The sequence below is a fragment of the Arthrobacter sp. R1-13 genome, assembly GCF_054161475.1.
Map to the genome: position 1 here is coordinate 3048891 of NZ_CP096420.1, position 23134 is coordinate 3072024.

At 61.9% G+C, this 23134-nt stretch carries 20 protein-coding genes; 7 read left to right on the forward strand and 13 right to left on the reverse strand.

Annotation, left to right across the window (positions count from 1 at the left end; translation table 11 throughout):
- The first annotated feature begins 25 nt into the window (after nt 1–25).
- The gene (locus tag M1D88_RS14090) at nt 26–790 is read left to right on the forward strand and encodes a DUF4166 domain-containing protein (protein WP_458111427.1); all 765 of its coding nucleotides are present in this window, start codon (nt 26–28) and stop codon (nt 788–790) included.
- On the opposite strand, the gene M1D88_RS14095 is transcribed toward M1D88_RS14090, so the two are convergent.
- The 7 genes from M1D88_RS14095 to mnmA all read right to left on the reverse strand — a co-directional run bounded on the left by M1D88_RS14095 (nt 787) and on the right by mnmA (nt 9336).
- On the reverse strand, nt 787–1830 hold the full coding sequence (locus tag M1D88_RS14095) for a hypothetical protein (RefSeq protein WP_458111428.1): 1044 nt from the start codon (nt 1828–1830) through the stop codon (nt 787–789). The genes M1D88_RS14090 and M1D88_RS14095 overlap by 4 nt on opposite strands.
- 3 nt (nt 1831–1833) lie before the next feature.
- Complete coding sequence (locus tag M1D88_RS14100) at nt 1834–2247, reverse strand: chorismate mutase (protein ID WP_309107797.1); 414 nt, start codon at nt 2245–2247, stop codon at nt 1834–1836.
- A 162-nt stretch (nt 2248–2409) separates the two neighbouring features.
- On the reverse strand, nt 2410–4125 hold the full coding sequence (locus tag M1D88_RS14105) for an ABC transporter ATP-binding protein (protein WP_458111429.1): 1716 nt from the start codon (nt 4123–4125) through the stop codon (nt 2410–2412).
- Nucleotides 4122–5144 (reverse strand): ABC transporter permease, encoded by a 1023-nt coding sequence (locus M1D88_RS14110; RefSeq protein ID WP_458111430.1) that lies wholly within the window; start codon nt 5142–5144, stop codon nt 4122–4124. The genes M1D88_RS14105 and M1D88_RS14110 overlap by 4 nt, the downstream gene beginning before the upstream one ends.
- Nucleotide 5145: 1 nt before the next feature.
- Nucleotides 5146–6237 carry an ABC transporter permease gene (locus tag M1D88_RS14115; RefSeq protein WP_458111431.1) on the reverse strand — a complete coding sequence of 364 codons (1092 nt, stop codon included), beginning with the start codon at nt 6235–6237 and terminating at the stop codon, nt 5146–5148.
- Nucleotides 6238–6350: 113 nt separating this feature from the next.
- Nucleotides 6351–7982 (reverse strand): ABC transporter substrate-binding protein, encoded by a 1632-nt coding sequence (locus M1D88_RS14120; RefSeq protein ID WP_458111432.1) that lies wholly within the window; start codon nt 7980–7982, stop codon nt 6351–6353.
- 232 nt (nt 7983–8214) lie between these two features.
- Entirely contained in the window at nt 8215–9336 is a 1122-nt protein-coding gene (gene mnmA / locus M1D88_RS14125) for a tRNA 2-thiouridine(34) synthase MnmA (protein ID WP_458114532.1), read from the reverse strand.
- Nucleotides 9337–9567: 231 nt separating this feature from the next.
- Between mnmA and M1D88_RS14130 the strand changes: the two genes are divergently transcribed.
- The gene (locus M1D88_RS14130) at nt 9568–10824 is read left to right on the forward strand and encodes an NAD(P)/FAD-dependent oxidoreductase (protein ID WP_458111433.1); all 1257 of its coding nucleotides are present in this window, start codon (nt 9568–9570) and stop codon (nt 10822–10824) included.
- On the opposite strand, the gene M1D88_RS14135 is transcribed toward M1D88_RS14130, so the two are convergent.
- Both M1D88_RS14135 and M1D88_RS14140 read right to left on the reverse strand, forming a co-directional pair.
- Complete coding sequence (locus M1D88_RS14135; RefSeq protein ID WP_458111434.1) at nt 10803–12050, reverse strand: cysteine desulfurase family protein; 1248 nt, start codon at nt 12048–12050, stop codon at nt 10803–10805. The genes M1D88_RS14130 and M1D88_RS14135 overlap by 22 nt on opposite strands.
- A gap of 82 nt (nt 12051–12132) precedes the next feature.
- Nucleotides 12133–12879: a hypothetical protein gene (locus M1D88_RS14140; protein WP_458111435.1), complete on the reverse strand. Its 747-nt coding sequence runs from the start codon at nt 12877–12879 to the stop codon at nt 12133–12135.
- 214 nt (nt 12880–13093) lie between these two features.
- Between M1D88_RS14140 and M1D88_RS14145 the strand changes: the two genes are divergently transcribed.
- The 4 genes from M1D88_RS14145 (at nt 13094) to M1D88_RS14160 (ending at nt 16174) form a co-directional block, all read left to right on the forward strand.
- Entirely contained in the window at nt 13094–14038 is a 945-nt protein-coding gene (locus M1D88_RS14145; RefSeq protein ID WP_458111436.1) for a J domain-containing protein, read from the forward strand.
- 55 nt (nt 14039–14093) lie between these two features.
- Complete coding sequence (locus tag M1D88_RS14150; RefSeq protein ID WP_458111437.1) at nt 14094–14561, forward strand: tRNA (cytidine(34)-2'-O)-methyltransferase; 468 nt, start codon at nt 14094–14096, stop codon at nt 14559–14561.
- 202 nt (nt 14562–14763) lie between these two features.
- Complete coding sequence (gene sigK / locus M1D88_RS14155; RefSeq protein WP_458111438.1) at nt 14764–15369, forward strand: ECF RNA polymerase sigma factor SigK; 606 nt, start codon at nt 14764–14766, stop codon at nt 15367–15369.
- A gap of 1 nt (nt 15370) precedes the next feature.
- Complete coding sequence (locus tag M1D88_RS14160; protein ID WP_458111439.1) at nt 15371–16174, forward strand: anti-sigma factor; 804 nt, start codon at nt 15371–15373, stop codon at nt 16172–16174.
- 5 nt (nt 16175–16179) lie between these two features.
- Here the strand turns inward: M1D88_RS14160 and M1D88_RS14165 are convergent, their stop codons facing one another.
- From M1D88_RS14165 to M1D88_RS14180, 4 genes are all read right to left on the reverse strand, one after another.
- Entirely contained in the window at nt 16180–16956 is a 777-nt protein-coding gene (locus tag M1D88_RS14165) for a PIG-L deacetylase family protein (RefSeq protein WP_458111440.1), read from the reverse strand.
- 3 nt (nt 16957–16959) lie between these two features.
- Nucleotides 16960–17913: an electron transfer flavoprotein subunit alpha/FixB family protein gene (locus M1D88_RS14170; protein ID WP_458111441.1), complete on the reverse strand. Its 954-nt coding sequence runs from the start codon at nt 17911–17913 to the stop codon at nt 16960–16962.
- 15 nt (nt 17914–17928) lie between these two features.
- The gene (locus M1D88_RS14175; RefSeq protein ID WP_458114533.1) at nt 17929–18729 is read right to left on the reverse strand and encodes an electron transfer flavoprotein subunit beta/FixA family protein; all 801 of its coding nucleotides are present in this window, start codon (nt 18727–18729) and stop codon (nt 17929–17931) included.
- A 265-nt stretch (nt 18730–18994) separates the two neighbouring features.
- On the reverse strand, nt 18995–20788 hold the full coding sequence (locus tag M1D88_RS14180) for a trypsin-like peptidase domain-containing protein (protein ID WP_458111442.1): 1794 nt from the start codon (nt 20786–20788) through the stop codon (nt 18995–18997).
- A gap of 285 nt (nt 20789–21073) precedes the next feature.
- Here M1D88_RS14180 and M1D88_RS14185 point away from each other — a divergent pair, with 285 nt between their 5' ends.
- Nucleotides 21074–23125: a TPM domain-containing protein gene (locus M1D88_RS14185; protein ID WP_458111443.1), complete on the forward strand. Its 2052-nt coding sequence runs from the start codon at nt 21074–21076 to the stop codon at nt 23123–23125.
- Nucleotides 23126–23134: the final 9 nt, after the last annotated feature.

A 23134-nucleotide genomic window follows, 5' to 3' on the forward strand; every position in this document is an offset into this window, starting at 1 on the left:
GAATCAGGACTATCAGGAGGCCAGCGTGACCACCCCCATTTACCGGCGTGCCATGGGCAGCGACTTTGAGCGCCTGCAGCCGGAACTGCAGGAATACTTCTCGCTTGCCCCCGGAATGGGGAACTACGGCGTAGGCGAAGGGGTGTTCGACATCGTAGGGTGCCGCCAGTCCTGGCTACGGCCACTCTTGAAACTGACCACCGGAGAGGAGGCCTTTTTCCCCGAGTACGGGGAAGGGATCCGGTTCCGGATCGAAAACCACGCCCACCTTGACCCCTTCGGGCGATCCAGCCTTACTGCCCGGCGGGAGATCTTTTTTCCCGGGATGACGCGTCTGTTCCACGACACGACGAGCCTCATTGATTCGCAGCACGGAGCGCAATCTGTGTCCCAAGGCCAAATACCGGAGGCACGCCTGGAGTCCCCCGGGAATCCCCGGCTTGTGGACTACGTCGGCCGCTACCGGAGACTCGTCACGGACCTGGACCTCGGAGTCACTGACGAGGGCAGGCTCCGTGGCATTTCCGGTAAGTCCCGGCTGTTCCTTGGCCCTCTGCGGATCCCGCTTCCCAAAGCCCTCGATGCAAAGGCCTTCGCAGAACAATGGTGGGATGCCTCCGAACAGCAGCACCGGATCCAGGTCAAAGTGATCCAGCCTCAGGTTGGCCTCGTCCTGGTCTACGCCGGACGTTTCGACTACCGTCTGCTCAGCTATCCTGGGCGCGGTAGCAGCACTCCCGGGTTCCTGCCGGCCTATGCTCAGCCGGACAAGTGGGAAAGCCGGACCTAGCCCAAGGCCAGCTGGTTGAGACCGTCCGCCACTTGGGTGAGGCGGGTGAGGACAGCCGTGGCGCTTGATGGTGTATGCCCGGCCAGGCCCGCTGATGGCGTGACCCGCAGTGATCTCAGGCTGTGGGCCGGAAGCCCGAGCTTCCGCCATGGCCGCCAGACGTTCTCTACCACCTCCGGCACCCGAGGGAGCTGTGCGGAAGGGTTTTCAACGGGCAGGACCCCCGCCCAAAGCCGCTTACCGGATTCCACGGCAGCCGCCAACTTCTCCCATTGGCGGGACGTGAGCGCCTTAAGCGGGACGGCGATACCGTCGGCTCCGGCAGAGATGATGCGGTCAAACGGCGCTTCGACTTCCGGCACTGCCACAACGATCTCCACGGCACCCGCAACGCGCAGAGCCTCAATCAGCGAGCGCCAGGATTCAGTAACTTCCTGACCGGGAACCGAGCGGAGCGTCCTGTAACCACTGGACGTCGGGATGGTTCCCGCCATGATTGATGCAATATCCGGCTCGTCGATCTGGACGACCAGCCGGGCGCCGGGCACCGCCGTCGAGATACGGGCGAGCAGATCGTGGACTCCTGCTGACAATGAATCAGCGATATCGCGGCGCGCACCGTAGTCCAGCAGGGCCCGTTCGCCATTGTGGAGATGGAGCCCGGCGGCCAGGGAGAGCGGGCCAATGAGCTGGATCTTGAATTCTTCAGCCGGGGCCTCTTCTGCCCCGGCCACGTCAGCGAGCACATTGATATCGGTCGAAAGAGCCGATTCCGCCCTGCGCATGTCCTTGCCGGGCCTGTCTACAATCCTCCAGCCGTAGGGCTGCGTGTCAACGGCCAGATCCACAAGGACGGAGGCGGTGCGTCCTAACGGGTCGGAACCGACCCCGCGTTCGGGGAGCTCGACCAGAAACGGCAAGTGCGGGGAACCGAGTTCGCCGCGGACAATGCGGCTCGCTTCCAGCGGATCATCCCCTGGCCACGGGCCGAGGGCTGTAGCGGTGACCTGGCTTTCCTGCTGCGAGTCGTTGACGGGCATGACTTAAGCGTCCACCTGTTGCGTGGAGTTCAAGGAGCCGTTCGTGGCCGCTTCATGGTCCTCGGCGATCGCTTCATGATGGCGGATGACCTCGCCGATGATGAAATTCAGGAACTTCTCCGCGAAAGCCGGATCCAAATGGGCCTCTTCCGCCAGACGCCTCAGCCTTGCGATTTGGGCCAGTTCCCGCCCGGGATCCCCCGCAGGAAGTTTGTGAGTTGCCTTCAGGAAGCCCACCTTTTGCGTGGCCTTAAAGCGTTCAGCCAGGAGGAACACAAGCGTCGCATCGATATTGTCGATGCTGGACCTAATGGACAAAAGTTCCGCCATCACCGAGCTATCCACCTGGCCGGCGAGGGAACTGGCCGAAGGATCATAGGATTCGGCGTCGGAGTGGTCGTGGTTCTGCTCGCTCATGGTTCCAGTCTAGGGGTATGACCCTAGATCAACGCCGCTGTCAGGCTCCGGCCAGAGCGGGTCCCTGTCCCGCAAAAATACTGTTGCAAATGGGACCCGCCGCCGCTGAATGAACCGTCCGGAACGGCGGCGGGACCCTGTTTATCCTGGCATGCCTATTGACTAGGTCGTGAGCAAAGCCCTGTTCTCTTCCCGGCGTCGGGCCTGTTCTTCAGGATCAGGCACCGGCAAGGAAGCGATGAGCCGCCTGGTGTACTCATGCTGCGGGGCATTCATCACCACGCGTCCCAGCCCCTGTTCCACAAGCCTGCCCTTGTAGAGCACACCCACCCAGTGGGAGAGGATGTCCACGACGGCGAGGTCATGACTGATGAACAGGGCCGCGAAGCCGAACTCCTGCTGGATCTCTTTGAAGAGCTCCAGCACTTTGGCCTGGACGGAGACATCCAAGGCTGACGTCGGCTCGTCGGCAATGAGCAGCTTGGGGTTCAGGATGAGGGCGCGGGCCAAGGAAGCCCGCTGCCGTTGCCCTCCGGAGAGCTCATGGGGGTACCTGCCTGCATACGACGCCGGCAGCTGTACTGATTCGAGTAGCTCACTGACCCGCTGGCGTGCCTGGGCGGGTGTCGGGTTCCCATGGATGATGAGGGGCTCCGCCACACAGTCGCCAATGGTGAGATGTGGATTGAACGACGCCGCAGGATCCTGGAAAACAAAGCCAATATCCTTGCGGTGCGGCTTGAAAGTGCGCTCTTTAAGGTTCAGCATTTCGTAGTCAAGGACTTTCAGGCTGCCTCCGGTGGTCCGGTTCAACCCCGCGATCGCCCTGCCGATAGTGGTCTTGCCGGACCCTGATTCACCCACCAGGCCGAAAACTTCGCCCTCCGACAAGGTGAAGCTGACACGGTCCACCGCCTTGAATCCCGGGCTGCCAAGCCTGCCGGGATACTCGATGGTCAGGTCCTTGGCCTCAACCAGCACCTTGCCATGTTGGTGTGCCCGTTCCTTCATTCCCTCCGACGCAGAATTCCTGCCGAGATGCGGAACAGCCGCAAGCAGCTTCTGTGTGTACTCCTGTTTGGGTTGGGCGAAGAGGGCTCTGGAAGGAGCTTCCTCCACCACGTCGCCCTGGTACATGACCACCACCCGGTCGGCGAGGTCCGCCACCACTCCCATGTTGTGGGTGATCAGGACAATCGATGTGCCGTAGATGTCCCTAAGATCCCTCAGCAACTGCAGTATCTCAGCCTGGACCGTTACATCAAGGGCGGTTGTGGGTTCGTCCGCAACAATCAGCCCCGGGTTCAAGGCCAGGGCTGCCGCGATGACCACGCGTTGTTTCTGACCGCCCGAGAATTGATGAGGGTAGTAGTTGACCCTGGTTTCAGGATCAGGGATGCCTACCCTGCGCAGCGCATCGATCGCCAGCAGTTTCGCCTCCCGCCTGCTGATGCGGTGACCGTCATCCCCCCTGCCGGCGTGCGCGCGAAGGCCCTCCGCTATCTGCCAGCCGACGGTAAAGACGGGATTAAGCGCCGTCGACGGTTCCTGGAAAACCATGGCGACGTCCTTGCCACGGATCTGGCGCAGACGTGCCGCGCTGACGCTGATGACGTTGTTGCCATTGATGAGCACAGCCCCTGAACTCGTGGCAGTTTCCGGAAGGAGCCCCAGAATCGTCTTCGCTGTCACAGTCTTACCGGAACCTGACTCCCCCACAATGGCCAGGACCTCGCCCTGCTTTACTTGCAGGCTGACGTCCTTCACCGCATGCACGTCACCCCCGTCGGTGGCGAAAGTGACCTTGAGATGGTCGATATCCAGCACTGGTCCGGAAGTGCCGGCGTCGTCCTTTATCGGATCGATGTTGATGGTCATAACGTCCTCGCTTCTGCTTCAAACGCGGCCAGGGAAGCGGTGGGAGCATCTGCTCCACCCTTACCGCCGGCGCGTTTGCGTCCCCGCAGGCGGGGATCGTTCAGATCATTGATGCTTTCGCCGACCAGGGTCAGGCCCAGGACTGTGAGGACGATGGCCAGGCCAGGGAAAACACCCGTCCACCAAATTCCCGACGTCGTATCGGCCAGGGCCTTGTTCAGGTCGAACCCCCACTCAGCGGCCGACGTCGGCTCGATGCCGAAGCCCAGGAAGCCCAGCGCGGCAAGGGTAAGGATGGCCTCTGAAGCATTTAGGGTGAATATGAGCGGCAGGGTCCGGGTGGCGTTCCCGTAAATGTGCCGGCTCATGATCCGGATATTCGAGGCTCCCACCACCTTGGCGGATTCCACGAAGGGCTCGGCCTTCAAACGGATGGTCTCCGCCCTGATTACCCGGAAGTACTGCGGAATGAACACGACGGTTATGGAGATGGCCGCAGCCAGGATTCCGCCGATGAGGCTGGACCTTCCCCCGCTGATGACAATGGCCATGACGATAGCCACGAGGAGGGAGGGAAAGGCGTACACAGCGTCGGCAACCACAACGAGTACCCGGTCAAGCCAGCCCCCGAAGTAGCCACTCACCAGACCGAGGATGACCCCGATAAAGATGGACATCACGACGGCGACGATAATCACCATGATTGCGGTCTGCGCACCCCAAACAACCCGTGAGAAAACATCGTAGCCACCCACGGTGGTACCCCAGAGGTGCCTGCCGCCCGGCGGTTCCTGCGTCGGAAAGCTGCCGTCGGCGTCGGAGATCTGTGAAAAACCGAAGGGGGCAATCAGTGGGGCAAGGATGGCTGTCAGGATAAAAATTCCCGTCAGCACGAGTCCGGCCACCAGCATCCCGCGCTGAAGGCCCACGCTCTTGTTGAAATGCGAAATTACCGGCAGCCGCTTGAAAAGGGGTTGCCGTGGATCTGCCACGATCGGCAGAGGAGAATCTGTGCTCATGTCAGTACCTCACACGGGGGTCGATCAGCGCGGCAGCGATGTCCACGATGAAGTTGGTGACAGCCACGATGATCGCCAGGAGAACCACAATGCCCTGGACCGCCACAAAGTCACGGGCAGTAAGGTATGAAGCCAGCTGGAAGCCCAGGCCCTTCCATTCGAAAGTGGTCTCAGTCAGCACGGCACCTCCGAGCAGCACGGCGATCTGAAGCCCCATAACGGTGATGATGGGGATCAGGGCAGGCTTGTAGGCGTGTTTGGTCACGAGCCTGAATTCGCTGACGCCCCGTGAGCGTCCAGCTTCGATGTAGTCCTTGCCCAGTGTGCCGATAACGTTGGTCCGCACGAGCCGAAGGAAGATTCCGGCCGTCAGGAGGCCCAAGGCGAGGGCCGGAAGAACGGCGTGGGCCACCACGTCGCCAAGGGCCGCCATGTTCCCGCTGCGGAGGGCGTCGAGCCAGTAAATTCCTGAGGGGGCCCCAAGGCCAGTTAGCGAAAGCTCGGTAGAGGTGGTGGCCCGGCCTGCCACAGGCAGCCAGCCCAGCCAGACAGCGAACGTCAGTTTGAAGAGAAGTCCGGAGAAGAACACCGGGGTGGAATAGCAAAGGATAGCGAAAATGCGGAGCACCGCATCCGGTGCCTTGTCACGCCGGTGAGCCGCGATCATGCCCAGTGGAATTCCCACCACCAGAGCAACGAGCACGGCATTGATGGACAGTTCCAGCGTGGCCGCCCCATAGGTGGTCAGCATTTCCGAAACCTTGCGGTTATCCGACAATGTGGTGCCGAAGTTCCCCGTGACGAGTTGGCCAAGGTATTCCAGGTACTGCACCAGGATTGGCCTGTCGTAGCCTGCGGCGTGGATCCGTTCCTGCAGTTGATCAGGGGGAAGCCTGCCGCCCAGGGCTGACGTAATGGGGTCACCGGTGATTCGCATCAGGAAGAAAACCATGGTGACGAGGATAAAGATCGTGGGGAAGATCAGGAGAAACCTGACCAGTATGTACTGGCCAAGACCGCCACCCGATGACTTCTTTTTCGACGGGAGGATCCCGTCGGCGTCGCTTGGCGGCGCATCAATAAGGGTTGTCATTAGTACCTAAAATCTAGAGATTCCCGGGGTTGTTGGGGGCCGGGTGACGAGCCAAAGGCGGGACGCCGTTGTGGCGCCCCGCCTCCGTGGCTAGTCAGGACCTGATGGGACTCTTACTTGGAAATCACACCAAGACGGGTCTTGAAGGAAGCGTCAAGGGTGGTATCAACGCCCTTCACATTCGCCCCGGCCACCATCAGTTGTGCACCCTGCAGGAGGGGCAAGGTGGAGAGGTCCTTGGCAACGGCCTCCTGGGCCTCACCCAGGACTTTCTCGCGTTCGGCCTTCTCAACGGTGGTCAGCTGCTTGCCGATCAGCTCGGTCACAGCCGGGTTCTCGTAGTGGTTGCCCAGGAAGTTGCCCGGAACGAAGAACGGCGTCAGGTAGTTGTCGGCGTCGGAATAATCCGGGAACCAGCCCAACTGGTAAACCGGATAGGCGTCGGCTGTCCTGTCCTTGGAGTAGGTGACCCATTCAGTGGACTGCAGGTCCACCTTAAACAGTCCTGACTTTTCCAGTTGCTCCTTGATCATGGCGTATTCGTCTCCTGAGGACTCGCCGTAGTGGTCAGGGTTGTACTGGAGCTTGAGGGTCACGGGAGCAGTGACGCCAGCGTCCGAAAATGCCTTCTCCGCCTTGTCCAGGCTGGGCTTGCCCGCGCCGTCACCATACATTTCCTTGAGCGGCTGGGTAGCGCCGACGAAGCCGTCGGGAACAACCGAGAACGCCGGGAGGTAGGTTCCCTTGTAGACCTGGGTCGCAAGAGCTTCCCGGTCTACGATGTGGGCCATTGCCTGCCGGACAGCGAGCGCTTTGGCGGGATCTGCATCAGGTGTCTTGGCACCGAACGGCATGGTGTCAAAGTTGAAAACGATGTAGCGGAGCTCACCACCGGGCCCCTTGTGAACCTTGACTTTGGAATCCTTCTCAAGGTCAGCGACGTCAGTGGCTGCCAGGCTGCGGCCTGCGACGTCGATCCCGCCCTGCTGGACCTCCAGCTTGAGGTTGTTGGCGTCCGCGTAGTACTTGATGTTGGCGCCGTCGTTTGCCGGCTTGCCCAAAAGGCCCTTGTAATCCGGGTTGGGCTTGAGGCTGACCAGTTCGTTCTTCTTGTAGCTTTCTATGGTGTAGGGGCCGGCGAAGGGCTTGCCCTTGACGATGTCATCGTCGGTCATGACCTTGTCGGCCGGGAAGACCTCTTCATCGACAATGGGACCCGAGTTGGCGGCCAGGACTCCGGGGAAGACCTGGTCGTTGCCTTTCTTCAGCGTGAAGACGATTGTTTGATCGTCAGTGGCCTCGACCGAAGAGAGGTTGCCCAGAAGGGAGGCCGGGCCGTTGGGGTCTGCGATCTTGACCACACGGTCGAAGGAGAACTTCACGTCGGATGATGTCAACGCGTGGCCGTTCGCAAATTTGAGGTCCGACTTCAGCTTGACGGTGTACTCGGTGGGGCTCGTGAACCCCGCTGACTCAGCGATGTCAGGGGTGGAGTCAGCCGTTCCGGGCTTGGCGTTCATGAGGAACGGGTAGACCTGGTTCATCACCATAAATGAACCGGCATCGTAGGAGCCCGCGGGGTCCAGAGTGACCACCTTGTCGGTGGTGCCAAACGTAATGGTTCCACCTCCGGCTCCGCCGGTGCTCGTTCCGCCGCCCGAGGGGCCCGTGCAGGCAGTCAGGGCGAGGGCGGAAACGCCCGCGAGCGCGATAGCACTCCGCAGGGCTTTCTTAGTTGTTGGCATCTGTGAACTTTCTGTTCGATGACTACCGCGCGCCGCCTGATGTATGCCGGAAGTACTTTATTGATCGAAAAGTTACTCCGTATTACGGCGCGCTGTGCTGATGCCTTGATTCAATCAGAGAATCCGATACTGGAAGGTCACTTCTGGTGATTTGAAACACAATATTTACCGGATTGATGCATGGCTATCGTTTTCTTCGGCCTGAAGGCTGACCGGCAGGATATCCCGCGGCTTAAAGGGCTGCGCGTTGCAGGGAACGGGCCGTGTCAATGGTCGCCTGACCAAGTACTCGGCTCCCCTGGTAAAGCACCACCGTCTGACCAGGCGCGACTCCGCGCAGGGGGTTGGTGAGAGTGACGACGAGGTTTTCCTGGCTGCGGCCGTCCTCGTCCGTTGAGCGCTCCATCCATGCACGCGCAGGGACCGGGTCGCCGTGGGCGCGGACTTGGGCATAGCAGTCAAAGTGCTCACCCGTACTGATCTCGCCGATGGGGAGGCCTGCCCAGGACACCTTGATGCCCCGGATTTCGTCAATGGCTAGAAGCGCCTCCGGGCCTACAACCACTTTATTTTCCTTGGGGCGGATCTCCAGAACAAAGCGCGGCTTCCCGTCGGCGGCGGGAGTGCCCAGCTTCAATCCGCGGCGTTGGCCGACGGTGAAGGCATTGGCCCCTGGGTGTTCGCCTACTTTGGAGCCAGTTTCATCAACGATGTCCCCGGTGGTCATATCGATCTTCTCAGCCAACCAGCCAGCGGTATCGCCGTCGGGGATGAAGCAGATGTCATGGCTGTCAGGCTTGTTTGCCACGGACAGGCCCCGGCGCTCGGCTTCGGCACGGACCTCGGCCTTGGAGGGCGTATCTGCCAGCGGGAACATCGAATGCTTGAGCTGCTCGTGCGTCAGGACACCCAGCACGTAGCTTTGATCCTTGGCCCAATCTGCAGCGCGGTGGAGCTCGCGGTTGCCCTCCGCATCCTCGATCACCTTCGCATAGTGCCCGGTGCAGACGGCGTCAAAACCTAAAGCTATGGCCTTTTCCAACAACGCCGCGAACTTGATGCGCTCGTTGCAGCGCATGCATGGATTGGGGGTGCGGCCGGCAGCGTATTCGTCAATGAAGTCCTGGACGACGTCTTCCTTGAATCGCTCCGAGAAGTCCCACACATAGTAGGGAATTCCGAGGACGTCACAAGCCCGCCAGGCATCGCGGGAGTCTTCGATGGTGCAGCAGCCCCGGCTGCCGGTGCGGAGGGTTCCGGGCATGCGGGAGAGCGCCAGGTGAACACCGACGACGTCGTGCCCGGCGTCAACGGCGCGGGCGGCGGCAACGGCGGAATCCACTCCACCGCTCATGGCTGCAAGAACTCGCATACTGGCTTTCTTTGGGAAAATTGGGGGATTTCGGGACCGGAAGCCCGGTTGATATTCCGGCGGACACAGGGTCCGCCCATCTATTCTACTGTCCTTGCGAATCAGGGCCCAAAATCCCTTGACCGTCGAGTGCCTTCGCTTCTAAAGTCAAGAGTATCAGTTTTAGAAAAGGTCCACGAAGGCTGCGGCCTTCGGTCAGAATCGAGGCGCATCATGGTTGCCGAACATATCGTCATCGCGGGAGGCGGGCTGGCGGGTGCCACGGCGGCAAAGACTCTCCGCGGCCAAGGCTTCGCCGGTTCCCTCACACTCATTGGGGCAGAGAAGCATCATCCGTACCTGCGTCCTCCGCTCTCGAAGGAGTACCTCCTTGGCAAAGAGGGCGAAGAAGCCCTTCCTGTGGTGCCCGACTCCTGGTACCGGGAGAACGACGTCGACCTCCGCCTGGGGATTAGGGTCACTGAAATTGACGCCGCCGCTCATGGCGTAACCCTGGCCGACGGCAGCCGGATTCAGTTCGGCTCCCTGCTGATCGCCACTGGCGCCCAGCCTCGCACCGTACCGCTGCCAGGCAGCGGGCTTGACGGGGTAACCACTTTCCGGACCGTCGATGACAGCCGCATGCTCCGTGACAGGCTGTCCGACGGCGGCAGGATCGTTGTGATGATCGGGTCAGGCTGGATAGGAATGGAGTTGGCCGCCGCCGCGTCCGCCTACGGCAACCAGGTGACCCTCATCGGACTCGAGGATATTCCGCTCTCTGCTGCCATCGGGCCGGATCTAGGCAGGTTCTTCCACAGCCTCCATGAGGCCAACGGGGTAGGTTTCAGGCTGGGCGCATCGGCTGTGGAGATACGAGGAACTTCAGGAAAGGCCGCAGGCGTGGTCACCGATTCCGGGGAGTTCCTTCCGGCAGATACTGTCGTGATCGCCGTCGGGGTCGTCCCGGACGTCGAACTTGCCAAGGAAGCGCACCTGGACCTGAACAACGGCATTCTGACTGACGCCTCACTGCGGACTTCGGCTCCGGACATTTATGCGGCCGGGGACGTCGCGAATGCCCTGCACCCCTTCACCGGCCAGCACCACCGCAGTGAGCACTGGTCCAATGCATTGAACGGGGGCAAGACGGTGGCGAAGGCCATGCTGGGACAGGACGTCGTGTTCGATACCATCCCGTACTTCTACACGGACCAGTTCGACGTCAGCATGGAGTACTCGGGATTCCCAACGCTCGCCAAGGAAAGCCCTGTGGTTCGCGGCTCACTCGAAAGTAAGGAATTCATTGCCTTCTGGCAGCATGAAGGACGGGTGGTGGCGGGAATGAGCGTCAACTGGCCCAAGGCCGCCAAGCCCAAACCGTCCGCCCAAAAGGTGATCAAAGAACTGATCAGTTCACGGAGGCAGCTGGCACCAGAAGCCCTGGCCGATGCCGCAATGCCCCTGGATCAGCTGCTCGCAGAACCCTGACGGGCAACAGAACCCTGACGGGCAACAGTGGCGGCTGTCTGGATGGAGGAAACATGCCCCGCCATGCCCGCCTGGGCGGCGCGATCATAGGCATCAGGCAATGCCTTCAGCAGGACATCGACATCCGCCTCTGTCGACGCATGCCCCAAGGTGAAGCGCTGCGCTCCCCTGGCCGTCTCTTCGTCCAGGCCCATGGCCAGGAGCACATGGGAGGGACGCGGAACACCTGCAGTGCAGGCAGAACCTGTGGACGATTCCACACCCGCCAGATCCAGCAGGAACAGCAAGGAATCCCCTTCACAACCGGGGAAAGTGAAGTGCGCGTTACCCGGTAGGCGGCCGGCCCCAGGCGCCCCTCGCAGGACTGCGGCCGGTATCGCTGCCTGCACTCCAGCAATAAGGCGATCGCGGAGGCGCGAGATTCGTGACGATTCCGCCGAAAGGTTCCGGGTGACGGTTTCGGCGGCTGCGGCAAAGGCTGCAATGGACGCTGTGTCCAACGTTCCGGATCGGACGTCCCGCTCCTGACCACCGCCGTGCTGCACAGGGGTCAGCTTCACCGATCTCCCCAACAGCAGGGCCCCGACGCCCACCGGGCCGCCGATCTTATGGCCTGAAATCGACATCGCATCCAGGCCGACAGCCCTGAAGGCCACCGGCAGGGAGCCGAATGCCTGGACAGCGTCAGAATGCACCGGCACCCCTGCTGCATGCGCCAGCTCCACGATCTCCGTAATCGGCTGGATTGTTCCTACCTCATTGTTGGCCCACATCACCGTGACCAAGGCAATGGAACCTGGATCGCGTGCGAGCTCGGACCTCAAAACATCCAACCGGACCACGCCATCGCCGTCCACCGGCAACCAGCAGACCTCGGCTCCCTCATGTTTTTCAAGCCACTCCACGGCATCCAGGACGGCCGGATGCTCGACGGCGGAACACAGGACGCGTCTGCGGGACGGATCTTCGCCGTGCCGGGCCCAATACAGTCCCTTAACTGCAAGGTTGTCCGCCTCAGTGCCTCCCGAGGTGAAGATGACTTCTGAGGGGTGCGCTCCCGCCGCTGCGGCAAGCACTTCACGGGCATCCTCGACTGAGCGACGGGCACGGCGGCCAGAGCCGTGCAGCGAAGAGGGGTTGCCGGTGCGGGAAAGTTCCCGCGTCAGTGCAGCCAACGCCTCCGGGGACAAGGGCGTAGTGGCGGCATGATCAAGGTAGGCAGGCACATACCAATTCTAGCGTTGGGGCCCCGTCTCTTCGATTGGAGACGTTGACGACGGCTCATGGCGGAGTCTTATGAAAAGGATCTCAGTCCGACGGCGGCACAACCGCCACTCTTTGGGCTACATCGGCCTTCGCGGCTGACAGCGTGCCCTGGTCGGGACAGGAAATGGAGATATAGACGGACGAGCCGGTTTTACCGAACATCCTCGCCATAATCGAGGTGGCCTTGGCCCCGGACGTGGGCCCCCTTTCAAGGACCAGGACCTCCACGTTCGGAGCGGGCTTATCCGGTTCCCCTCCCCAACGCAGGTTGGCCAGCGTCAAGTAGTCTGGCAGGATGGTGGAATCCAGGTAAGTGAAAAGCTCCACGGTGGAGGTTTTGTCGTTGCCGCTGGCAGTCAGGGGCCACTGGTTTGTCCGCACTTTTGCGGCCACCACGCAGCCGTCGGCCTTGATGTACTGGTTTTCGCCCGCCACATCCTGCTTCCCGGGCTTCCAGCCCGGGGCCTGGGCCAGACCATCAGAAATCCCCACCGGAACCCCTGCGGGCAACGTATCGCCAGCCGCGAAAGGCATGTCCTTGCCCGCTACGGCTGCGGCATCGTAGCCGGGAGTAATGGTGGGTGTGGCTATTCCCGGCGTGGTGGGAACAACCTTGGGAGCAGCAGGGTCCGGTACATCCAGGCTGCAGCCGGCCGCAGTCAACGCCACACCGGCTGAGAGGAGAACCGCCCGAAGAACTGCGGACTGAAAACTTCCCCACTTCCCCGCCATTCGTGCTGACTTCTTGGCCGATATGACCCGCCGCGCCTTGCCTTTGACGTCCTGCACCCAGTCCCCCCGCTGCCCTGCCGAAGACGCCGTCCTGCACGGGCCTCCGCAAAAGTCTAATCTCCCGTCACCGCCATAACCGATTCGCACGGACCAGCCCCGCCGCCACGCAGGGAACCAAGAGCGGCTGTGCAGTCGTTGTGTTCCTAGCCGGTTAAACTGGCCGGACCGGACTGCCTGAGCGGGCTGGCACCTCAAGAAAAAGGATCCGTGGTTGACCCAGGGCAGCAGCTCCCACTACCAGGTTCTCCGTATCGCCGTCACGGCAACGGAGAAGGAGATCAAGGTGGCCTACCGTAAGGCTGCACGCCTTTCCCATCCTGACCAGGGCGGTGACGCCGCCGCTTTCCGTCGGGTTACTCTCGCGTACGAGATACTGATGGATCCCAAACGCCGTTCAGCATACGACCGCGCCTACGCGATGGGAACCTCAGAGGACGACGACGGCGCCCACTTCGACGCTCCAGCGGCAGGCAGCCATGCCGCATCCACCGTCCGTCGCCCCAACACTCCCCGGAATACGGCCGGTGACCCCGCCGTTTATATTCCGCCGTTCGAGACCGCCAACCAAGAGGGATATGTTCCCCTCATTCCCTCTGAACTGGCCCGCCAACAGGTGCACGGAATGCCCCGCAAACGTGGGATCTTCGGAGCCGAGGCCCGTATCCAGCGTGAAATGCGGACCGTCCAGTTGATCACCCGCCAGATCCTTCCTGCCATTCCCGCTGCCAGGCTCATCAACGGCCTTCAGTCCCCCGCGGACAACAGCCACATCGACCACGCCGTCCTCTCCGGCTACCGGCTGGCGATCATCGGTTCCATGCTGCTTCCAAAGGGTGCCTATGCGTGGAACGGCAGTACCCTCAACCATGGCGGACGCTCCATCGCGCCACCACAGTTAGCGCATGTGGTAAGGCGCATGCAGGACATTTTCCCTGAATTGAATGTCACGGGCTGGACAGTCATACACAGCCCCGACGGTAACCTCCACGAGCCCGTCATCGACCACCACCGGCGGTCCCGCAGCAGCCTGGACATGGTGCAGGTGGTTAATGCTGCCGGGCTTGCTCGGGGGCTTAAGCAGTTCCTTAGCTCAGGACCGGCCCCCAACACGGTGAATGTGCCGGTACTGGCCAGGCTGCTCCGCGGCATGCACTAACGCGTCGGACCGGGATGCGGCCAATGGCAGCCGCAAGGGTAGCTACTATTGGACGGTGTTCCGCATCCTCTTCCACGCCCCTGAAATTCCCGGCAATACCGGCAACGCCATCCGCCTGGCAGCCATAACCGGAGCAGAGTTGCACCTGATTGAGCCTCTCGGCTTCGATTTCTCCGACGCCAAACTCCGCCGGGCGGGGCTGGACTACCACGACCTCGCCGTCGTCACCATTCACCAGGACCTGGACGCCGCGTGGAAGGCCCTTCAGCCGGAACGGGTTTTCGCTTTCACATCCGATGGCGAGGCGTCCTATACCGACATCAGCTACCGGCCGGGCGACGTCCTGCTCTTTGGCAAGGAATCCGTGGGGCTTCCGGAATCCATCAAATCCGATCCCCACGTAACCTCCCGTGTCCGTCTTCCAATGCTCCCTTCGCTGCGCTCGCTGAATCTGGCCAACGCCGCGTCCATCGCCGTCTACGAGGCATGGCGGCAGAATGGATTCGCAGGAGCAAAGCTCTAGGAAAGAGTGCTGTCTTCTTCCCATCCGAACGCCCGCCAGCGCCGAATTATTAGCAGGAAAGCGAGCGGAGGGAACGTGAGAGCGGAAGGTGACAACACTGGCAGCAAGCCCCGGCGGGGAAACTGGGACCATAACTCCGGGCGAGTCCTCCCTGGGCGTCCGCGCTCCCGCACGGTCTCCGGCGGACATATGCTTGACAGTGATGGACACTCCCAATGCGCCTAACCCTGGGGCTGCCGCCTCTACTGGCACCAGTCTCGACCTGAACCGCCGCCTGGGCTCACTGCTCGCCCAGATAGCGGGCGGAAGCCAGCCCGCCTTCGCTGAGTTTTATGAACTCACCTCGAGGCGCGTGTATGGGATGGCGCGGAGGGTGCTGATTGACGCGGAACTTAGCGAAGACACAACTCAGGAAGTCTTTCTGCAGGTTTGGCAAAATGCCTCGAAGTTCAACGATGAAGCTGGAAGCCCATTAGCTTGGCTGATGACCATTTCCCACCGCCGAGCGGTCGACAAGGTGCGTTCCACCCAGTCGGCCACGGACAGGGAAGCCAGGTACGGAGCCAGCAGCCAGGACATCGACCACGACTCCGTCTCGGACCAAGTGGACAGCAGGATGGAGGCGGAGGCGGTTGTACGGTGCCTGGGCACATTGACTGAAACCCAGCAGGAGTCCGTCCGCCTTGCGTACTACGGCGGATTGACGTACCGGGAAGTTGCAGAGAGGCTGAACGCCGCCGTGCCCACCATAAAGTCCCGCATCCGTGACGGACTGATCCGGTTGAAGACCTGTTTGGGTGTGAGTTGAGATGACTGAAAACAACAGCGATCGTGATCCGATGACTTTTTCCGTGGACATTGCCACCGACTTGGCTGCCGGACGTGCAGCGGAGTTGGCCGAACTCTATGCCCTGGACGCCCTGAGCGCCGACGAGCGCGCGGCTGTGGAGCGGCACGTGGCAGCAGCGACGCCCGAAGAACGCAAAGCCTTCAACGACCGGGTCCGCCAGGCACGCGAAACGCTGGCCGTGAGTTTCACCGCGGAGGAGGAGCCGTCGTCGGACCTCTTTGGCCGCATCATGGCTCAATTGCCTTCCCAACAGGAAGCCGTTCCAGCCGTCCCCGACTCCCTGGCCGCCGCCCGCCAACGGCGTGAGGAACGCCGCCGGTCCGGCCCGATGAGGAACTGGATCATCGGGGTGGCCGCTGCGGCGGCCTTGGCCCTCGGCGGAGTGGGGATCGGAGCTTACAATGCGTACCAGAACGATCCGCTGAACCAGGTCCTCCAGGCCCAGGATCTCCGTAAGGCGAGTGTGGGCGTAACAGGCGGAGGCACGGCCAACCTCGCAATCTCGCCGTCGAAGAACGCCCTGGTGGTCACCATGGACGGCGTTCCGGCGCCCCCGGAGGGCAAGGTTTACCAGATGTGGCTGATCCCGAAGGACGGTTCAGCACCGGTCTCGAAGGGACTGATGGACGCAGAAGCCTTGTCCAAGCCGGCTGTGGTTGACGGCATCCAGGCGGCAGCGTCGCTGGGAATTACCGTGGAACCGCTCGGCGGGTCCGGGTCACCCAGCACGCCGCCGGTTGCCGCGGCTACCTTGGGAGCCTGACTCCTTTAGAAGCCGGCGATGGTGCTGTCGCCGTTGATTCTGACCACGTGGAAGGCTTCAGCACTGCGGTCTTCTTTCATGCCTGCTCGTTGCCCGTTCTGCAACATCATTGCGCGCACGGTTCTGTCCATGGCCTTGACATCAGGATGCTGGCTGGTGTGGACGTGAATGGCGGCAAGCTTGTCCTCCACGTGGTCGCTGACGTCCACAAAATGGTTCTCCCGCTCCTCCGGTCCCGCGAAAAGCCATAGCCAAGGCAACTTGTACGCCTCAAGCCCGGCCTCGGCCAACTCGGGGTAGGCGAACGGGTTTTCCAGGGCCGGGTACACAGCGCGGGTCACGGCTTCCCCTACGGCCAGATGGTCCGGATGGCTCTTCTGGATCCGGTTCCAGTTGCGCTCAGGGTGCATGGACAGCACGACGTCGGGGCGGACTTCCCGGATCACTTTCACGACTCCCCGCATCACGTCATGCGAGGGTTCCAGGAAGCCGTCACGTTCGTGCAGGTAGTGGATCTTAGAAACTCCGACCAGGGCAGCTGCCCTGCGTTGCTCCTCCGCGCGCAAGGCAACGATTGCTTCACGTTGGGAAGGGTTGAAACCCCCGGCATCGCCGTCGGTCATGATGCAGTAGTTGACCTCCACGCCTGCCGCGGTCCACGCGGCGACCGTTCCTGCGGCGCCGAAGTCAATATCATCAGGATGGGCTCCAAAACAGAGGACCCGCTCAACCCGGTAGGCCGGGTTGAACGGGCTCTGCGCTGAGACAGGATCAGTGCGCAATCATCAGCCTTTGCGTTTTTTGATTTCGGCGGTTGCCTGCGGCAGGACTTCGAAAAGATCCCCCACAATCCCGAAGTCTGCAATCTCGAAAACAGGAGACTCGGCGTCGTTGTTAATTGCAACAATGACCTTTGCCGTCTGCATGCCTGCCTTCTGCTGCACTGCCCCCGAGATACCGGCGGAAATGTAAAGCTCGGGAGAAACGGTCTTTCCGGTTTGACCAACTTGGGCGTCGTGGCTGATCCAGCCGGCGTCGGTGGCGGCACGGGAAGCTCCTACTGCAGCTCCCAGCGCGTCTGCCAGCTCCTCCACGGGGCCAAAATCGCCATCAACACCACGCCCGCCGGCCACAACAATACGTGCATCCAGAAGATCCGGACGCCCGCTGGTTGCCTTGTTGCTGCGTCCGGTGATGCGGGCTGCGTTCGCCGTGACAGAGGCCGGCACCTCAATGGTGAGGGACTCTGGCACCGTCGCCGTGGCAGCCGGTTCAGGGGTCAGTGAGTTCGCTTTGACAGTCAGAATTGAGACCGGCGTGGTGGCGCGGCATACCGTTTTGTAAGAGCCCGCCAGCACTGATTTGTGAGCCGCTCCGTCTGCTTCAACTCCAACGACGTCGGTGACTACTCCTGCTCCAAGCTTGATGCCCAGCCTGGCAGCGATTTCCTTACCGTCCGATGAGTTCTCGATGAGCACCGTGCCGGCACCGGTCGCAGCAACTGCTTCAGCCAGATACGCAGCCTTGGGAGCTACGAGATAGTCATCGAGGTCTGCACTCCCCGGACGGTACACGGCAGTGACACCGTAGGAGCCCAAAGCAGCCGCGACGTCGTCGTTAAATTCACCGTTGAATGCCACAACCGGCTCGCCGATCGTGCGGGCAATGGTCAGCAACTCGAGGCTGCTCTTCTTGACAGCGGGGCCCTGATTGTCAATGAATACAAGTACTTTTGCCATATTCGTGGATTCCCCTTAGAGCAGCTTCTGGGCGGCCAGGAAGTCAACCAGCTTGATGCCGGCATCGCCCTCGTCGGTGATGATGGTGCCGGCGCTACGCGGCGGACGCGGTTCGGCATTCTGCACGGCCGTCAAGGAGCCGGACAGACCCACCTCGGCAGGGTTGACGCCGATGTCCGCCAGAGACAAGGTGGTGATGGTTTTCCGCTTCGCAGCGATGATGCCCTTGAAGTTGGGGAATCGCGGCTCGTTGATCTGGTCAGTCACTGATACCACGGCAGGCAACGGTGCCTCGATGGTGTCGTAGTGTGTGTCGCTGTCGCGCCGGGCAGTAATCCGGCCGTCCGAGATCTCGAGCTCCGAGGCGAAGGTCACTTGCGGGAGGCCAAGGCGTTCGGCCAGCTGCGCCGGCACAAGGGAGGTTTCGCCGTCGGTGGAAGCCATACCGGTAAGGATCAGGTCCACGGGGCCGCCCGCACTCAGATACCGGACAGTTGCGGCCAGTGCCAACGACGTGGCCGCGGCATCCGAACCCGCCAGAGCGTCATCCTTAAGGTGCACGCCCTCAGTGGCGCCAATCTGCAGGGACTTCTTGATGGCGTTGGCTGCACCTGCCGGGCCCATGCTCAAGGCGATGACCTGGTGGCCGGCTCCCTTGCCGCCTTGGGCCTCTGTCAGTTGCAGGGCGGCTTCGAGCGCATATTCGTCCAGTTCGGACAGGATGCTCTCAGCACGGTCTGTTGTGTAGTCCGCGCCGTTGAGGTGACGGTCCAATTGGGCGTCAGGAACATGCTTGACCAGCACGATGATCTTCAATGTCTCTTCCACTTTCTGTTCAGCGGCACTCCATGTCCATGGAATGCCAGCCGGGTGGGGTCATGTCCGCGGATCTTCCCAAGGGTGCGGGTAAATCCTAGCTAACCATATAGCGGCTCATACCCGCGGCCTGCGTTAACGCCTGTTTCAGACCCATTTGCTGTCCCGGCCTGGTTCCCCACATATCGAGCGCCAATAAGCAGCCGCGGACAAAGCGACGGCGAGGCACCGATGGATGCCCCGCCGTCGTTCCTGTTCGGTTTTTCTATTGTTCTGCCGCTGCTCCGAGCGTCACATCCAACTGCTGCTCCTGGCCGCCGCGAAGGATGGTGACCTTGACCGAGGCTCCCGCCGGCTGTTCGCGCACCGCCGCCGTCAGCTGGTTCGGATCACTGATGGCAAGGTCATTGAACTTGGTGACCACATCTCCGACCTTGATCCCGGCCTTGGCTGCGGCCGAACCGGACTCCACCGTGGCCACCTCAGCGCCTACTGAGAACGCTGATGCCGCACTACTTGCTGATTTTGCCTTGACACTGACGCCGAACTGGCCATGGCTGGCCTTACCGGTGTCGATGATCTCCTGGGCAACTCGTTTGGCGTGATTGATCGGAACGCTGAAGCCGACGCCGATGTTGCCGCTGCTGCTGGAGTCGCCCCCGGCGGAAGCGATGGCCACGTTCACGCCGATGACTTCACCCTTGCTGTTGACCAACGCCCCGCCGGAGTTCCCGGGGTTGATGGCTGCGTCAGTCTGGATCACGTTGAGGGAGATGGAGCCCTGGTCAGGGCTGCTCTGGCCCTGACCGCCGTCCGGCGGTGCGAACTTGAAGCCGCCTTGGTTGTCACCCTGCGAATTGTCACCGCCATCCTTGGGTGCCGCGGACGAAGCGACACTGATGGTCCGGTTCAGGGTGGAGACGATGCCGTCCGTGACCGTTCCGGTCAGGCCGAGCGGGGATCCGATGGCGACGGCGGTGTCGCCGACGTTTAGCTTCGCCGAGTCGCCCAGCGTAGCCGGAACCAAGCCGGAAGCGTTGTCCACTTTGATGACGGCAAGGTCGGACAAGGGATCAGTACCAACGATGCGGGCAGACAAGACCCGTCCGTCGCTCGTACGCACCTCTACTGTGGCGTTGGCGGCCTTGCCGTCAAGCGTCACAACGTGGGTGTTGGTCAGGATGTGGCCCTCGGTATCGAGAATGATGCCGGATCCGGTTCCGCCTTCACCGCCGCCGGTGGCTTTGATGGTGACGACGCTCGGGGAAGCCTTCTGCGCCGCTGCAGTAATAACGTTGACGTCGTCCTTGTTGTTGACGATCACGGTCCCCTGCTGGCTGCTGCTGACAGCTGCGGGAGAACCTTGGTAAAGGAAAGCGTCACTGGCCGCAACCACTCCGCCGCCCACAAGGCCGGCTGCAAGAATGCTGGCTACTAGGGTCCCGACGCCGAAAGTCGCCTTGCGCTTAGGGGAATTTGCGGGGTGAGATACATGCGACGGGCCATAAGGAGGCTGGCCACCGCTTACGTGGGATCCGCTGTGGGAGCCGTAGAACGACGTCGGCTGCCCATACGGCGCTCCATTTCCTCTTTGGGCGGGATCATGGCTTTGGTTGCCGGGCGTCTGGCTTTGGTGGCCGGGCGTCTGGCTTTGGTGGCCAAACGCCTGGCCGGCAGACTCATTGCCTGCCGGCTCATGGGTTGGAGACGCGAACCGCGCGGTTGGCGCGCTCTGTGCGTGACCGGCGGGCGGGGCGAACTGCTCAGTGCGGCCGAACTGCTCGGTGCGGGCACTCTCCCCCTCGCCCTGCAGCTCGCCCGGAGCGGACACGTTCTCAGCGGCCGTTTGGCCGGTGGCGTAGGGCTGCTGTTGGCCGGCAGGACCGGCCGTGTCGCGGGAGTATGCAGGATCTCCGGAGGAGCGCTCCTCACCTGAGGCCACAGTTGCGGCGTCAGGGGCACCTGCCTCTCCTGCTACCTGGCGGGACCTGCCCTCCTCGACGCCCGGTTCCAGGGGCTCCCGCGTCTCGGGCGAACCGCCTTGTGGGTTCTCAGTCATTGGACTTCCTTTCATCCGTGTCTGCATTAACTATGGATGCTGCGACTGAAACTAATGCGGACGTTTGCTGGGAGGTTCCTGAAAGACTCTCTCACTGCTGCCACAAGGGTTTAAGCGCGTTTCGCTGGTGGCATATTCCCTCATGTGGACGGCCCAAAAGGTGCACCATAGAATCAAATGGAAATGCCTCAGCGACCCTGCGGCTAGACATGCGTGGGGGCGCTGGTGCTTTCTGTGACGGCTGGTTCAGCCTGGACCGGCCGCGGAAGTGCTGAAGGGTTGCACATGCGGTCAAACTTTAGACGTGTTCTCGCCGTGATCGGTCTGGCCGGCATGCTGGCGCTTCCCGCCACCGCAGCCTGGGCCGAACCTCCGGTGACCATCCCGTCCGGCCAGAACATCGTTGACGACGCCAAAGTCCTCGGAGGACGAGAAGGTGAGGTCCGAGAGGCCATCAAGAAGCTCCTGGAGGATCACAAGTACAACTTGTACGTGGTCACAGTGGACAAGTTCGAAAACCCGTCCAACCCGGAACAATGGGCCAATGCTGTGGCCACCACCAAGGGAATGGGACGAGCCGATGTCATCTTGGCGATGTCAGATGACGGCAATTTCTACTTCGCCCCCAACTCCCGTAGCGCAATTGCCTCAAAGACTCCCAACATCAGCCAGAACGCCATCGTTACCAACCTGAGCGGCGGAAAACGGGACTTCGCCCAAGCCGCCATCGATACGGCACGCGCCGTCGGCGACGCAGCCAGCGGAGGAAGCGGGGAGGTTTCTTCTGGCGACGGAGCAGGAACGGCTGTCCTCGTTGGTACCGGTGTTGTCGCGGCTGGCGGCGTAGGCACCTACCTGTATCTCCGCAATCGGCGGAAAAAGGCCTCCCAGGCGTCCAGCGCCAGCTATGGGCCCCAGAGTGCTGAGCTTGATCCCCTGGCTTCACTGAGCGTCGAGGAGCTACGCCGAAAGAGCGGCTCCCTCCTGATTGAGGCTGACGACGCCATTAAATCCAGTGAGCAGGAACTCGGTTTTGCTGAGGCGCAGTACGGCGAATCTGCAGTGGGCAATTTCACTAAGGCATTGCAGGACGCCAAGGGCCACATGTCCGAGTCCTTCAAGCTGCAGCAGCAACTGGATGACCACATCCCAGACACCGAGGAGCAGCAGCGTACCTGGCTGGGCGAGATCATCCGCCGCTCCGAAGCCGCCCTCGCTTCGCTACGCGAACAGAAGGCAGACTTCGATTCCCTCCGGGAACTGGAGAAGACCGCACCGCAGGCTCTTGCCGCGGTGAACGCGGGAGCGCGCGAGGCAGAGGCGAAAATCGCCAACTCCGAGCAGACCTTGACAGGACTCAGGGCCAAGTACGCAGACAGCGCCCTGGTGCAGGTCTCTGACAACATCACTCAGGCCAAGGATCGCCTCGCCTTCGTTCAGAATGCCACCGAGACGGCCCAGGAGAAGCTTGCCGCCGGTGAAGGCAGCCTCGCGGCGGTAGCCGTCCGGGCAGCAGAAGAGGGCCTCCACCAGACAAACGTTCTGATCGATGCCATATCCAAGGTCTCGAGCAACCTCGACGAGGCCCGAACCGGACTGGAAGCCGCCGTCGTGGACATCTCCCAGGATCTGGTTCAGGCGAAGGCCATGATCCAGTCGGGGGCCCATCCGGAGCTGGCTGGACCTGTAGCGCGCGTAGAGGCTGCCCTGGACCAAGTGAAAGAGGAAATCCAAGGAGGCAAGATCGATCCCATTGCCACTCTGGAACGTGTGGAAGCTGCCCACCAGTCCCTGGACCAGGCGCTCAGCGGTATCAGGGACCAGCAAGAACAGGCCCGCCGGGCACAGGCTGCCCTCCAGCAAACCATCATGTCCGCCCAGGCGCAGATCAGCGCCACGTCGGATTACATCACTGCGCGGCGCGGAGGAGTCGGGACCGAGGCACGTACCCGGCTGGCCGAAGCACAACGCAACCTGGACTATTCCTTGTCCATCTCCAGAAACGATCCCGTCACCGCACTCACCTATGCCCAGCAAGCGCACGCATTGGCCGCACAGGCAGCCCAGCTGGCCCAGACCGACGTTGACCATTTCGGTGGCTACGCCAACCAGGGCTATGGCGGCGGCGGGATGTTCGGGGGCGGAGGAGGCGGCGGCCTTGGTGGCGCCATCCTGGGCGGCATCCTCATCAACTCCATCCTCAACGGCGGAGGCGGCGGCTGGGGCGGCGGCCACAGCGACGGTGGAGGCTGGGGCGGAGATTCCGGCGGTGGAGATTTTGGCGGAGGCGACTTCGGAGGCGGCGACTTCGGAGGCGGGGATTCCGGCAGCTTCTAGGCCCGAATG

Bases quoted from the DNA above. Each gene is read 5' to 3' on its own strand.
- M1D88_RS14095 (WP_458111428.1), bottom strand. From the start codon at position 1,830: ATGCCCGTCAACGACTCGCAGCAGGAAAGCCAGGTCACCGCTACAGCC.
- M1D88_RS14100 (WP_309107797.1), bottom strand. From the start codon at position 2,247: ATGAGCGAGCAGAACCACGACCACTCCGACGCCGAATCCTATGATCCT.
- M1D88_RS14105 (WP_458111429.1), bottom strand. From the start codon at position 4,125: ATGACCATCAACATCGATCCGATAAAGGACGACGCCGGCACTTCCGGA.
- M1D88_RS14110 (WP_458111430.1), bottom strand. From the start codon at position 5,144: ATGAGCACAGATTCTCCTCTGCCGATCGTGGCAGATCCACGGCAACCC.
- M1D88_RS14115 (WP_458111431.1), bottom strand. From the start codon at position 6,237: ATGACAACCCTTATTGATGCGCCGCCAAGCGACGCCGACGGGATCCTC.
- M1D88_RS14120 (WP_458111432.1), bottom strand. From the start codon at position 7,982: ATGCCAACAACTAAGAAAGCCCTGCGGAGTGCTATCGCGCTCGCGGGC.
- mnmA (WP_458114532.1), bottom strand. From the start codon at position 9,336: ATGAGCGGTGGAGTGGATTCCGCCGTTGCCGCCGCCCGCGCCGTTGAC.
- M1D88_RS14130 (WP_458111433.1), top strand. From the start codon at position 9,568: ATGGTTGCCGAACATATCGTCATCGCGGGAGGCGGGCTGGCGGGTGCC.
- sigK (WP_458111438.1), top strand. From the start codon at position 14,764: ATGGACACTCCCAATGCGCCTAACCCTGGGGCTGCCGCCTCTACTGGC.
- M1D88_RS14160 (WP_458111439.1), top strand. From the start codon at position 15,371: ATGACTGAAAACAACAGCGATCGTGATCCGATGACTTTTTCCGTGGAC.
- M1D88_RS14170 (WP_458111441.1), bottom strand. From the start codon at position 17,913: ATGGCAAAAGTACTTGTATTCATTGACAATCAGGGCCCCGCTGTCAAG.
- M1D88_RS14180 (WP_458111442.1), bottom strand. From the start codon at position 20,788: ATGACTGAGAACCCACAAGGCGGTTCGCCCGAGACGCGGGAGCCCCTG.
- M1D88_RS14185 (WP_458111443.1), top strand. From the start codon at position 21,074: ATGCGGTCAAACTTTAGACGTGTTCTCGCCGTGATCGGTCTGGCCGGC.